Consider the following 14,124-nt stretch of genomic DNA (forward strand, 5'->3'; position numbering starts at 1 on the left):
CGACCTATTTATTGCACTTAAGATTTTTGAGCAAAATTCAGTAACCGCATTTGCATCAGCAGGTAATAAAATGCTGTAAACATGACTGCGGAAAATATTTGTCCGCCCCAACCATCATGCCAAAAATCAAATGCTTTTCCATTCCAATAAGCAACAGAGATAGCCAATAATGTAATGCGAGCAGTATTGAAAATAAAAGCTAGAATGCATCCCAAAATGCTTATCTGTAATATCTGGAAGCTTTTTAGTCTGTAAGCAATACCTATTAACAAACTAGTCATCAACATCAAGACCATCAAATCAAATCCGTTACAACCCCATCCTATTTCTATACTACCTGTCGGCAATTTTACTAATATTCCATCTCTACTGCTGGGATAACCGATCGCATGAAGTACTAAATTAACACTCCAAGCTTGAATTTGATCCATTGTTCTTTCAGGAGTCAAAGCTTGCCATATGTATGCTGGTAGAGCATAAATTCCAGGATATATACTTAAAATCACCAAAAAACTGGGACGAAGATAAGTTTTGAAGAAATTTAGTCCCCAGTTGCTCAAAACAATACCTACTAAAATTACTAACCAAACTAATGCTTGAGACCAACCTTTGCTCAGACTGAAAGGGAAAAGACCAATTCCAAATAAAATCAAACTATGACCTAACCTTCGTTGGCTAGTTGCAGGATTTAATTTAGTAAGTTGACTTTTCTGTTGCCATAACTCCTGTAATGCTAAATAAGCAGCAGTAACTGTCAATAATGGAAATGTGCTACCACCAATCACGAACTGTGCTAATGTCTTTAACCAAAAAAATAAGTAATAGTAAATACCTACAATCAAACCACACAAAATAATAGGATTACATTTTTGTATTAAAGAGATTGTCAATATTTTTTTAATTCTGTAAACATACTTTTTATACGTAAACAAAGTAATTAAACCTCCTTTTTATCAACTATTAATTAAGCAGTAAAAAATTAGCAAATACTTGAAAATTAGTATTTGCTGAATATTAATTCAATCAAGGTTGATAAATAAGTATGTATCTCTGAACTAATTTATTTCATTTCCATTTGCTTTTGCTCTTGGCGATATTTGCGTATTAAACCTGCTCCTAAAGCCGTCATTCCTGGTATTAAGATTGGAACAGGAACTTCTTTATGGTTAGATGCTTGTTTTCTATCTATTGCTTTTGACCTATCTGAGCCACTTGTATTGGTTTGGATCGGATTATTTGAGTTATTACTTAAATTTTGACTTCTGGGACTGTTTGAATGTGTAGTCCATGATAGCCAGGGTATAAACCCCAAAAGCCATTGAATTTTTAAAGACCTTGATGTTCTTGAATTTGCCTGTTCGGTTTGATTCGGTCTGTTTTGCGCAATTGCATGATCTTGAGGAACAAATGTCATACAGATAGCCATAGAGGTAACGACCGCTATGCTTGTACATACGGCTTTAAATTTCATAACTATAGATTCTCCTCAAAAACTTTTATGGGATATTGTTTACACCTCTTAAGCGCAAATTATTACCTAAAGATTGATGCCTATTCATCCATCCGTAGATGTATGCTCTAGTGCTTGACCACTATTCTTTAGATATAGTTCCTAATTTTTTAAGCAAGAACTTTAAGAAAGATTGAGGAGTATGAAAATCCTATTCATTTAAAAAGAATTACAAAAAACAAGAAAAAATTTACAAGCATTAGAGTTGAAATTTGTTAGTTCAACTACGCTGTCCATCATGCAAAATTGGCATTGTAAACAATCCCCAAGCTAACCCTGTAATTAAACCAAAGGGTGTAACCACATAATTATTAAAATCCCATAAGCCAAAAATTTGCGCTGCTAATTCTAACGGGTAAGCCATCATCAACACACTGGCGAAAGCAGCACCATTCCAACCATATTGGCTTAACCAATAAAAACCCTTGCCACCAGTTACAGCATATAACAAACGAGTAATTAACAAACCCGTCACCGTGCCATAGCAGCGCATACAAACAGCCATGATAAATGGGGGTGCTAAATCTAAGCCCATCTCTGGTTGCGGACACACATGATTTCCCATGAAATAAATAATGTTCGCAATACCCCCAAGTAACCATATTCCAGACGCAGCCAGAAAAGGAGCGACTGGCGGGCCAAAAACCATTCCCACCAGCAGAAAATCAGCAATAAAACTGACCCAATTAATTTGCAACTCTCTTGTGAAAGCTACTCTTGCCATTTCCTCTCTCTGCGCCTTTGCGCCTTTGCGCGAAACTATTCTTAACCTACCACCGCACGATAAGGACTTGTCAACTTATCAAGCTGTTGAATCAATAAACTGAGGAACAATCCTACATCTGTAACTACACCCACTGATTCAATCGAACCACGATCGCTCAATTTAGTGACCACAGCTGGATTAATATCTACACAAACCATTTTCACACCAGCCGGGGTCATATTCCCTACACCAATCGAGTGCAGCATTGATGACAACATCAAAATCATTTCCGCACCTTCGAGATGTTGCGCATATTCTTGCTGGGCTTTAATCAAATCCATTTGGGTATCAGGCAAAGGCCCATCATCCCGAATAGAACCAGCCAGGACAAACGGCACATGATTGCGGACGCATTCATACATCACACCGCTGTTAATTACCCCAGCCTCTACAGCCTTAGCAATACTGCCATGACGACGAACGGTATTAATTACCTTCAGGTGATGGCGGTGTCCACCACGAACTGCAACACCCCGCTTCATATCCACACCGAGGGATGTTCCCATGATATTTTGCTCGATGTCGTGGACGGCGATCGCATTTCCGCCTAGTAAGGCTTGTACATAACCTTCCCGAATCAAGCGTGAGAGGTGTTCACCGCCGCCAGTATGAATCACCACAGGCCCGGCTGTGACAACTACTTTACCGCCAGCATCACGGATTTTACGCAATTCCCAAGCAACTTGTTCTACCACTAACTCGACGCGGCGTTCGCTGGAAACACCCGCCGACATAAAGCTGAATTCTTGGGCGTTGCGTTGTTCCCGCGATTCGGTTTTACGAATGGTGCGGATACCTTGAACATCCACAACTACTTGTTCGCCAATTTCCAAATCCCGGAGAATTTTACATCTTGCTAGGATACCATTTGCTGTTTGGGTGATGGCGATCGCACCATCCATACGCTGATTTTCTACCTTCACCCACTGGCCATTTATCCGCACTTCCGTAGGATAAATTGTGCTGACATAAAAATCATCAGGCGCGACACCAGCCAGAGTCACAGGTTCTAGTTTGGCATCCCGTTCATCTTGGGGTAAGTCTACCGCACCCAAATCAATTAATTGGGAGATGATTTCTTCCATCACCTCGTGGGATGGTGCTGATACCTTCACCTCAGCCGCAGAGGTACTTTGACGTTGTTCTCCCAAGTTGAAATTCAATACTTGGAAGCTACCGCCTGTATCGACAATCAAATCTAAGGCGCGGTTAATTAAACCTGAATCCAGCAAATGTCCTTCTAGAAGAATAATGCGGCTTTCTACAGACACATTTGCATGAACTTCTGCCCGCACAGGTTCAGTTACCCGCAAGGTAAGGCATTTAGCTGCACCACCAGCTTTGAGAAATTCAGTCAGGGGTGTTTCCAGGACTTGAAAACCAACTTCCGCCAAACGAGATTTTAAAGCATCGCTGGCTTTGTTCATAATCACGATACTGTCCACATTCACCGCATTACAAGCGAAGTTGACTGCATCGGCTTCTTCTATAGCTATCCGCTTTTCTGCTGCCACTCGCATTTCAATTAAGCGGTTAGAGTAAGAATCAAAAGCACCTGGATAATACAGTAAATAGCCGTTCGCTAAAGGACAAAAGCAAGTATCTAAATGATAGAAGCGCTCATCAATTAAACGCAGAGATAATACTTCAATATCCAGCCATTTGGCGAGATATGGGTGAGAATCTAATTCTGAACGGAAACCATATCCCGCCCATAGCCAACGCCCTTCTCTATCAAGAAGTGCATCACCTGCACCTTCAAAAGGTAAATCTTTTGGCAGTTCATATACTGTATAACCATTTTCTTCAAACCATTGTTTGAAGTATGGTTCTTCTCCCTGACGTTCTTTGTGTAAAAAACGACTGAGAACAACGTTGTCACCGAGAACTAAACCAGCGTTGGCTGTAAAAACTAAATCAGGCCAACCTTTCTGGGGTGTGACTAAATTTACAATGGCGTGTTCTTTGAGAATTTGATATAAACCCTGCCACTGTTCGACAGCGCGATCGCGTGAGGATTTGTGAATATTCCCCTCCATCCAAGGATTAATCACATAATCCACATCATAGTGATCAGGAGGACACATTAAAAAGCGAATCCGGGAATTCATAAAAATCTTACTAGCGTTTATAGATACTACAAGCCTAATCTGGATATAATGTCAAATCCGCTACAAAACCTCTACCTTTAGATAGTTGAAGGATTTACAAAGGTTTCGCTCCTATTCTATTACCAGAAAGACAAAGTTATAGCCTTGCAATTCCGTGTTATTCTAGCGCCATTTAGTGCGAATGACTCAGATGAGTGAGTTAATCATTACAGTTGATCATCAACCCGATCCAAAAGATATTCGTACTGTCATCAGCCATCTGGTGGAATATAACAATACTCAGACACAACCAGATGTACATGAGCCTCTGGCTATTTGGGTACGAGATGCTGACAGTACCATTGTTGCGGGTTTAGTTGGTAAAACAAACTGGGAATGGCTGTATATTTCGCATCTTTGGGTGTCAAAAACACTGCGAGGTCAAGGATATGGCAGTAAATTGATGCAGAAGGCTGAAGAAACAGCTAAACAACGCGGTTGTGGGAATGTATACCTAGATACCTTCAGTTTTCAAGCCTTGGGTTTTTACCAACGTCTCGGTTATCAAATCTTTGGTGTTCTAGAAGATTTTCCCCCCGGTCATCAGCGGTATTTTTTATCGAAAAAGCTGGTGTAAAGTGCTGAGTGCTGAGTGCTAAGTGCTGAGTATTAACACAGCGAGTAGTTGATTCTTTCTCCCCTACACCCTGCGCCCTTGCACCCTTATAAACTGATGTGTAAAAGCTTACAACTTTCTCCCGCCGCCAACCGTAGATAATCCCAAGGGGCCGCGAGTTACACCTAACTGGTTTTGTAATTGCAACTCTCGCCAAAGTTGAGAACCGGAAATTTCGCCTTGGAGTAGCTGACGGTAGCGCTGTATTGTTTTTGTTACTTGTTCTGAGGTTTCGTTGACAAATTCAATGCGGAAATTCCGTAACCCCAGTTCTATCAAACGCTGTACATATTCGGCTCCAGTTTGGGCTGTACCATTAAATACTGTGTTACGACAACCTGCGTCTGCTTGCAAAACGTGTTCACTACCCACGCGATCGCGTAATTTTACTTCATGTTTCTCACAGGGTCTGCCACAGTTGGTATAGTCAGTACCATCAGAAAGAAACGCACAAAAAACACAATGTTCCATGTGAAACATCGGTATATGCTGATGAATTGTCACCTCAAACCATTGCGGTGGACAACTGCTGAGTAAGTCTTCTAATTGAGTAATGTTTAAGTCGTAGGATGCAGTTAATCTTTCTAAACCAAAGTGCTGCTTATAATAATCTGCGGTTAAAGGATTAGCAACATTGAGTGAAAAATCACCGACGCATCTGTCTGCACCAAAGAATTGTAACTGATCATAATTCCGCACCAGATAACCATCGGCATTAGCAGCTCGTACTTGTTGTAAAATCCAGTTTTCCCCAGGTTTGGTAATGCGGGGAGGTGCAACCCATATCTGAGTGCTGAGTGCTGAGTGCTGAGTGCTGAGTGCTGAGTGCTGAGTTCTATGTTGATGTACTAGTTGTACGGCTTGGCGATAGGTGCGGGGGTCTTCAAATTCACAGTAGAGAGTTTCAACACCAGTACTCAGCGCAGCTTGGAGTTGTTTGAGGTTGCGTACTAGAACTATGAGTGAGGGAGATGCGGGAGATGAAGAGGATATAGGAGGAAGTAAGTCTTTAAAGGAAACATGAGAACGAAGTTCCCAGCGTTTGGGTTGGCTGCGTAACTCTTCTAACTGCGCGACGATTTCTCGACGCATTTTGTTTAACTCACTCACAGGAACCATCACCGCACCTTTGAGATGGTTGGTTAGGTTTCCTAAGCAGAAGGGAGTGTTACCCAAACGACCGAACTGTTCTTGCAAGCGGTCTGTATCTAAAGGTTTGGTGTGCGCTTCGGCTAGTGCGATCGCAGATTCTACCTGTACGATATTACCAAGTTCATCGCGGGCGATCGCAATCAATAATTCCCCAACTTCGCCATAAATTTCCAAAGATATTGGACGCTGAAATTGCGGGGTGTCACCAGCAAAACTCTGACGCAGTTGCTTATCAAGTTCTGGGTCGCTTGTTTTCCACACCTTATCACCGATATGCACACGCCGGAAGTTGAGGTTATCTTTGCCAAAAGTTAGCACCGCTTCCTGACCTTTCTGTGTCACCGTGTAAACCCGACCGCCTTCTTCCTTCGCCTCTGGATGACCGCAGTCAAACACAATTCCGTCTCCTGGCTTCACGGGTGCTTCTAAGCTGATAGTCACCTGTTCGTTGCGAATGCGTGTAACTTCGCCTAGATAAACTCCGCGCTTCTTCCCAAAACGTGCATGAACTAATTCTTGATTATTAATTCCATTAAACCAACCAGTGTAAAGTCCGCGAGAAAACGCCATCTCTAAGTTGTATTGTTCTTGACCTCTCCCCCTACCCCTCTCCGAAGCAGAGAGGGGAGTTCTACTTCCCCCTTCCCTACGAGGGAAGGGGGTTAGGGGGTTAGGTTTTTCCAACTCCCCCATTACCCGATCTAACGCTTCTCGATAAACACGGGTAACATTAGCAACATACTCTGGTGCTTTCAATCGCCCTTCAATTTTCAGACTAGTTACTCCAGACTTCACCAATTCTGGTAATACTTCTAACCCAGCCAAATCTTGGGGACTGAGTAAATATTTGCGTTCTTGTAAATCGACAATTTCACCATCAACGATTAAATTGTATGGCATCCGGCAAGCTTGGGCGCATTCTCCTCGGTTAGCCGAACGTCCACCCAAAGCTTCACTAGTTAAACACTGACCAGAATAAGCTACGCACAAAGCACCGTGAACAAAAACTTCCAATGGTAAAGCAGTTGCTTGTTGAATTTTATTAATTTCTTTGATAGAACATTCCCGCGCCAGCACTACTAACTGACAACCGAGAGATTTGGCAAATTCTACCCCAGCCGCACTGGTAATAGTCATCTGAGTTGAAGCATGGATAGGAAAATCTGGCGAGAGGTGACGAATCAGACGACAAATACCGACATCCTGCACAATCACTGCATCTACGCCAGCAGCAATAATTGTGCGGAGATATTGCTGGGCTTCGGCTAATTCTTGCGGGAAGATGAGAGTATTAACGGTAACATAGCCTTTTACACCTCGCAGGTGTAAAAACTTCATTAATTGCGGTAAATCTGCTTCTGTAAAATTTTGCGCCCGCATTCTGGCGTTAAATCTATCCAAGCCAAAGTAAATCGCATCAGCCCCATTTTCGACAGCAGCTTTAGCACATTCCCAATTACCTGCTGGTGCAAGCAGTTCAGGACGTTGAAAAGAAATTTGTGGGTTTTGTGAGCGATCGCTTTTCATCAGGCTGAGATAGATTTAAATATCACCATAGCGATTCTATCAATAAAAACTTGTAGCTATAGATCCCTAGATTGTGCGGTATTTGGTGGGTTAGCCAGTTTTTATCCTGCGGCGCAATCTAGCGGTAGCGATGATAAAGTCAAATATAGCAATCCTAAATGATTTATCAACTTCTCTCCCTTGTCTTTGTTGTTCACATATAAACTAGGACTGCTATATATGTGGAAGTGGTAACTATGACTCAAACCCTACCCAAGTTAGCAACCTTTGAACAATTTATTGATTGGTATCCCGCAAATGGGGTGCGATATGAGCTACATCAAGGAGTTATTGTTGAAATGCCGCCCCCAACTGGTGAACACGAAAATGTTGTTGGATTTTTGGCAGCACAAATTACTTTTCAGTTTTTACAAATGGGACTTCCGTTTCGCATTCCCAAAACTGCCTTTATCAAAATTGAGAGTAATAACTCAACCTATTCTCCCGACATTTTAATATTAAATCATGACAATCTTGTTAATGAACCTCTGTGGAGCAAGCAATCGACTGTTATTCAAGCTGCATCTATACCAATTGTTATCGAAGTAGTCAGTACCAATTGGCGAGATGACTACTACGACAAGTTCAGGGACTATGAAGAAATGGGAATTCCTGAATATTGGATTGTGGACTATGCTGCACTCGGTGGCAAAAGATTTACTGGTAATCCCAAACAACAAACCATTACCATTTGTAATTTAGTTGATGGAGATTATCAAATGACTGTATTTAGGGAAGATGATGTGATTATATCGCCTTTATTTCCCCAACTCGAATTAACAGCACAACAAATTTTTGATTCTGCTTTGTAAGCTGGCGCTGGGCTTGGCAAATCACGCAGGCTAATCATATTGTCACGCAAATTGCTCATCTAGTTACAGTCACATCCTTGTTACTAGCAGAAGGACGACGAGTCGAGTATTTTTTCATTAGTTCTTGGACTTGCGTGGCTACTAATGGGTGTGAATCTTGTTGTAATTTTGGTAATAGTTCTAAGAGAACACGATGTGAAACTGCATTTAAATATGAGATCGCCGCTTCTCTGACAAAGCCTGTAGGATGGCGTAAAGCTAGTAAAATTTCGTTACTAGTTAGACGGATGCGGCTAACTTGAGCCAGATGAAAACAACAAGCTAAACACCAATCAGAGAGAAAATTATCTAAACTCAGCATTCTCCGCAGTCGCGCACTGACTGGCATTGGTTGATATTCTACTAATTCAGCTTCTACAAGATAATGCAGTTTTTCTTGGTGCGATCGCTTGTCCAAAATATTCAACAACAAAGATTTCACTGGCAAAGTGACTGTATGTTCTAAAATTTCTAACCCTCGTGCTATGTTCACCCCAGAAGGCGATCGCAAGTTAAACGCCGCTGCTTGCATTTTTTCTGGTGAATAAAGCAGTCTTAATAGCAACAGTAACCGTTCTCGTCCATCTATTTCTAGTTCTAATAAGGCTCTTTGTAACAATTCACAGACAACTATTGCTCTGTGCGATGATAAATGGCTGTCTAGCGTCTGTGGTTTTTGTAAATCAAGATAAGCCGCGTAAATTTCTCCTAAAAGCTTTAATTCTTGCTCAATTAAACTTTCTACCCTAGTTTGATGAAAGCGGTCTACTCTGTTGCTGGTTTCTGGTTGTTTCTGGACTTTTAATAAACTACGCAGAATTTGATATCTCATAGCACCCCACGATTTTTCTAGGTGTAGCCAGAGGGCTTCAATCGCTTCTAAAGTGGGAATTTGGGCAATCGTTCGCCATGCATACATACGTACTATTTCTGGCTTATAAGGATCGGTAGCCAACTGCAACAGCATATCTAGAGAGTCATTTTCCAGCTTGACTAAAGCACGCATGGCCGTGTTGCGAGTTGATTTATAGTAAAGTGCTGCAATCAATGCCGAATAGTAATCTTCTAACCGAGTTGCTGCAATCATTTCCAAGACAGCACAGCGCACACGCAAAGATTCATCCTGCAACAAATTCGGGATGTGAATTCGCAGTGCTTGGAGATAAACAGTTTCTCTCAGGGCTTTGACTCCATTGATGCGTTCTCGTTCTTGTTTGTGAGTCAACATCCTTTGCATGGTTTTGGTGGCTGCTACCTTTTGCATCGGCGTTCCCTGACGCAAAATCAAAGCGGCGGCGGTGGCGCGGATTAAAGAATGATGTCGGGCTTGCAAATATTCTTCGAGTTGACGCAAATTGGGATTTTCTTCAGCCAGCCAAACGTAACGCAACGCCAAAGCCAAAACTTCAGGATCAATTTTGTCTGGGGGTTGTTCGATTAACAAGCCCACATCTGAGATATATGCTGGATTTGCCCCGCCAATAAACATCACTTCCAAACTTTGGCGCTGCAATTCTGGTGGTAATTTCAATAACAATGGTGCGAGAACTTGCGCTGCTCCTTGGGGGTCAATTTGCGCTAAAAGTTCAATACAAGAGTGTTTATCTGCGGTATTGCCTTTTTCCCCTAAAGCTTTAACTACACCCTGTTTAAAGACACGCAAGCCCACCTTGGAAGCACTTAGTTCTCCTCGTTCTGCACTTAAAACTAATAAATCAACATAACGCGATCGCAGTACCCAAACAACTCTTAAACAAGTAGCCGCTGCTAATACAGTTTCGCCAACAAATACCCACTCTCGTAATCCTGGGGGAACAACTCGATTACAAACAAACAAAGTTGCCAAAATTAGTAATCCAGCCCCACCAGTCGCGATCGCTTCGGCTGTTCCACCAGATAATGCTTGCATGTGGCTGCGTAGCCGTTCGGGTATGGGTTGATACAGCACTGGCCCGCTACTGACAACAAAGGTGTAACGCAGCAATTCATCGCAAAATTTTAACCCGACTAATCCCCAAAAAATCCCGTATGAGTGTAAAGCTGGAAATAAATTTAATAAAGCGATCGCAGCTGGGACAACAAAGCCCACACTAATCGGTAAAAGTGCAGCGGTGAAAAACACACCAATCCGTTCGATGAGTCGGCTAGAAACAAACCACTGAGTTCCTAACTCACACAATCCAACAATGCCACCAAATATACCTAAAAAACTAGCAAGGTCGCGATCGCCTAAATTAGATTTCAGTTCACGAAGATATTGAAAATCAACTAATAATCCAATTACTTGTAAAAGCCCCACAAAAGCAAATAACTGCCATGTATAGCGGCGCAGTGGCGCTTGAATTCGCCGATATCGGGAAGCTTGTTCATGGGGAACTTGGCGTTGGGGTGCATCAGGAAAGGCGGCGCGATATTGATTGCTCAAATAAGCTAAGATTGCTGACCCTAAAACAATCAATGCACAAGCAATCAGGATAACTTTATCAAGTTTGACGAATTGCAAAATCCACGGCAAACTAAAGCCGCTGAGTACATCGGCTACTAACAAGCCACTGCTAACTAGTGGGTAGGTGCGTTTAATTTCGCGGATGTTGAAAATTTGGTTGGCAACAATTGAGGTGTTGAGGTCGTTGACGACGTAAAGTCCATCTACCCACAGCCGCAGTACGAACACCAAAATTACTGTCAGGTACGAAACCTGTAATCCCTCACGCAATAATACCAAGAACATAAGTGGCAAGACCATACAAGGTGCGATCGCCACTACTACCCAACGCAACGGAAAAATCTTTTGCAGCCAAGAATAAACAAAAACCAACCCCGCACCCATCGCGGCGCTGGCAATGTACATCCAAGGCAACGGCCCCGCACCATATTCATCTAAAAACAGTGCTACTGTACTATCCTCTGCCCATCGCAACCCGATAGATACAGTTGTGTAAAAGGCAAACATAACCCAAGTACGTTCGCCTTCTTCTGGGCGCAGATTTACCCACTGTAGCAGCCGTGAGAGAACACCTTTATTAACAACTAACGAGTAATTTTTCAGTTCCATGCAGTTTAACTTTCTGATATCACCCTGCAACAGTCCGATCAAACATCGCACTCAGCACTTAAAAAGCAAGAGTCCTGAGCAACTGAGTATTATGTTTCCCACTCAGCTCTCAGGACTATCAGTTTTAGATAAACTTCTGCGACCTTAGGTCGTTATGCTATTGTTAGCAGAGGATTATGCGTTGTGTTTAGAAAAGTTAAAGCTTACTTTTTGGGCGAAATCAGCATCATCATATTTCTCCCCTCTTTTTTCGGTGCTTGTTGCACTTCACCAAAAGGTTCAAGATCTGTCGCCATACGCTTGAGTAAATGTTCTGCTAAGTCACTGTGTTGAATTTCTCGACCCCGAAACATTACAGTAGCTTTGACTTTATCACCATCTTTCAAGAAGCGCTCTGCTTGTTTCACACGCACATTGTAGTCGTGTTCTTCTATTTTGTAGCGCATCTTTACTTCCTTGACATCAGCCGTGTGCTGCTTCTTCCGGGCTTCCCGCGCCTTCTTCTCTTGTTCAAACTTGTATTTCCCGTAGTCCATAATTCGGCAAACTGGCGGGTCAGCCTTATCACTCAACAGCACCAAATCTAGCTCTTTTTCTTCAGCTAGTTGCAGTGCTTCCTGAGGAGTGATAATTCCTAATTGAGAGCCATCAGTGTCAATGACTCTAATTTTAGGGAAGCGGATTCTTTCGTTAATTTGAGGCAGATCGCGAGTTCTTTTTTTCTCAATCACAGGCATTATGATTTGTGGAAGCTCTCTTTTTAGAATATAGTTTGGTTTTGCTTGGTATGCCTCAGAAGCACAATACTTAAATAACTGAGGACTTAACAACGAGTCTTAGGTTTTAGAGTAACTAATCTATAGCCCAGTTACTAATGGCTGTATTTGTCATTCTACTCATAATGAAGAGAATTTCTCTGCAATAGTTAACTTAAATTACACAACCAAGCGCAGCATTATCTATTGTAACAATTATTTTCTATAATATTGACAAATAGTCATAAATATACATTTGCTAGAGTGAGGAAGTCGGGAGTTGAGGGGTGAAAGAATTTAAGGGTGTAGGGGTTGATGGGACTATTATCTAGTTAAAAACCTCTACTTAACTCTCTACTCCCCAGATGACTATTTATGGAGGTAAACTTGACGACAGCGATACACTGGCAGCAACGAGTTGGGAATCAAAGAGATTGGGTTTGGCGGGGTTGGCAGACTCGTTATACCTACATCAGACCTAACGAAAATTACCGTAAGACAACACCCTTGATTTTGCTACATGGATTTGGTGCTTCGATTGGGCATTGGCGGCATAACTTAGCAGTTTTAGGCGAATACCATACAGTTTACGCCTTAGATATGCTGGGTTTTGGCGCTTCCGAAAAAGCTCCAGCAAATTACAGCATAGAACTCTGGGTCGAGCAGGTGTATGAATTCTGGCGAGCATTTATCCGCCAACCTGCTGTATTAGTAGGAAATTCTAATGGTTCATTAATTTCTTTGGCTGCGGCGGCTGCTCATCCTGATATGGTGCAGGGGATTGTGATGATGAGTTTGCCTGACCCATCATTAGAAGAAGAAGCTATACCTCCCATCTTGCGACCAATTGTTAAAAGTATCAAAAATATCGTTGCTTCCCCATTGATATTGCAGCCAGTATTTAAATTTGTGCGTCAACCCAGCGTCTTACGGCGCTGGGCAAGTTTGGCTTATTCCAATCCCGAAGCTATAACCGATGAACTGATAGAAATTTTAGCTGGCCCTCCCCAAGACCGAGGTTCGGCTCGTGCTTTTAGTGCCTTATTTAAAGCGGCGATCGGTGTTAATTTTAGTCCTAGTGTTAAAGCAGTATTACCAAAATTAACAATTCCTATGCTGTTAATTTGGGGACAAAAAGACCGATTTGTTCCGCCTGTATTGGCTAATAAATTTGCGCAATACAACGAAAAATTAGAACTACTCAACCTAGACAATGTTGGACATTGTCCTCATGATGAGTGTCCAGAAGTAGTTAACCAAGCCATTTTAGATTGGATGACTCGATGTTTTAGCGATCGCCAGCTATAAAATCAGGACAGCATATCTAGCCAATTTGAACTTGATTAGTATCAACTGCTGTAGCACCATTAACAGAGCGTGCTACAGAAACCATCTTATTAAGAATGTCTTGGCTAGGCACTTTCCCTTTGAGAACTACAGTACCACCTGTTTGAGCCACCCAAAGTGTATTTATGTCATCAAGCTGCTGATCTTGATCAAAGGCTAATGCTACGCGCTTAGCTAAGCCACTTTGGTCGTATTCGCCATTCAATCCGATTCTTTCTGGTGGGATAGATTGAGTCGCTGTGGGTGCAGCTGTAGCAGCTTGTGGTACTGCTTGCGGAGCAGGGTTAACTTGCGCATTTTGCGGTTTTTCTAAACCAAATAATCTTTTTAACCAACTCATAAATGCTGATCTCCTA

At 42.2% G+C, this 14,124-nt stretch carries 11 protein-coding genes; 3 read left to right on the top strand and 8 right to left on the bottom strand.

Annotated features, from left to right (window positions below):
- Positions 1-17: 17 nt before the first annotated feature.
- From crtC to argZ, 4 genes are all read right to left on the bottom strand, one after another.
- Entirely contained in the window at positions 18-890 is an 873-nt protein-coding gene (gene crtC / locus ACMX3D_RS10705; RefSeq protein WP_482751400.1) for a cyanoexosortase C, read from the bottom strand.
- A 170-nt stretch (positions 891-1,060) separates the two neighbouring features.
- Positions 1,061-1,471, bottom strand: coding sequence for a hypothetical protein (locus tag ACMX3D_RS10710; protein WP_482751401.1), 411 nt, complete (start codon positions 1,469-1,471; stop codon positions 1,061-1,063).
- A gap of 259 nt (positions 1,472-1,730) precedes the next feature.
- Positions 1,731-2,234 (bottom strand): DUF2085 domain-containing protein, encoded by a 504-nt coding sequence (locus tag ACMX3D_RS10715; RefSeq protein WP_482751402.1) that lies wholly within the window; start codon positions 2,232-2,234, stop codon positions 1,731-1,733.
- Between the two features lie 41 nt (positions 2,235-2,275).
- Positions 2,276-4,387, bottom strand: a complete 2,112-nt coding sequence (argZ, locus tag ACMX3D_RS10720; RefSeq protein WP_482751403.1) for a bifunctional arginine dihydrolase/ornithine cyclodeaminase — start codon at positions 4,385-4,387, stop codon at positions 2,276-2,278.
- 190 nt (positions 4,388-4,577) lie between these two features.
- Here argZ and ACMX3D_RS10725 point away from each other — a divergent pair, with 190 nt between their 5' ends.
- Positions 4,578-5,003, top strand: a complete 426-nt coding sequence (locus ACMX3D_RS10725; protein WP_482751404.1) for a GNAT family N-acetyltransferase — start codon at positions 4,578-4,580, stop codon at positions 5,001-5,003.
- 108 nt (positions 5,004-5,111) lie between these two features.
- On the opposite strand, the gene ACMX3D_RS10730 is transcribed toward ACMX3D_RS10725, so the two are convergent.
- Positions 5,112-7,721: a U32 family peptidase gene (locus tag ACMX3D_RS10730; protein ID WP_482751405.1), complete on the bottom strand. Its 2,610-nt coding sequence runs from the start codon at positions 7,719-7,721 to the stop codon at positions 5,112-5,114.
- A gap of 236 nt (positions 7,722-7,957) precedes the next feature.
- Here ACMX3D_RS10730 and ACMX3D_RS10735 point away from each other — a divergent pair, with 236 nt between their 5' ends.
- Entirely contained in the window at positions 7,958-8,572 is a 615-nt protein-coding gene (locus ACMX3D_RS10735; protein WP_482751406.1) for a Uma2 family endonuclease, read from the top strand.
- Positions 8,573-8,627: 55 nt separating this feature from the next.
- Here the strand turns inward: ACMX3D_RS10735 and ACMX3D_RS10740 are convergent, their stop codons facing one another.
- Together ACMX3D_RS10740 and infC are read right to left on the bottom strand one after the other, a co-directional pair.
- Complete coding sequence (locus tag ACMX3D_RS10740; RefSeq protein WP_482751407.1) at positions 8,628-11,666, bottom strand: MFS transporter; 3,039 nt, start codon at positions 11,664-11,666, stop codon at positions 8,628-8,630.
- A gap of 203 nt (positions 11,667-11,869) precedes the next feature.
- A complete protein-coding gene (gene infC / locus ACMX3D_RS10745; RefSeq protein ID WP_193896811.1) occupies positions 11,870-12,403 on the bottom strand; it encodes a translation initiation factor IF-3 in 534 nt (177 codons plus the stop codon).
- 405 nt (positions 12,404-12,808) lie between these two features.
- Here infC and ACMX3D_RS10750 point away from each other — a divergent pair, with 405 nt between their 5' ends.
- A complete protein-coding gene (locus ACMX3D_RS10750; RefSeq protein WP_482751408.1) occupies positions 12,809-13,729 on the top strand; it encodes an alpha/beta fold hydrolase in 921 nt (306 codons plus the stop codon).
- Positions 13,730-13,745: 16 nt separating this feature from the next.
- Here ACMX3D_RS10750 and ACMX3D_RS10755 read toward each other — a convergent pair whose 3' ends face one another.
- Positions 13,746-14,108 (bottom strand): BON domain-containing protein, encoded by a 363-nt coding sequence (locus tag ACMX3D_RS10755; RefSeq protein WP_482751409.1) that lies wholly within the window; start codon positions 14,106-14,108, stop codon positions 13,746-13,748.
- Positions 14,109-14,124: the final 16 nt, after the last annotated feature.

It is taken from the genome of Anabaena sp. TISTR 8404 (genome assembly GCF_056847745.1).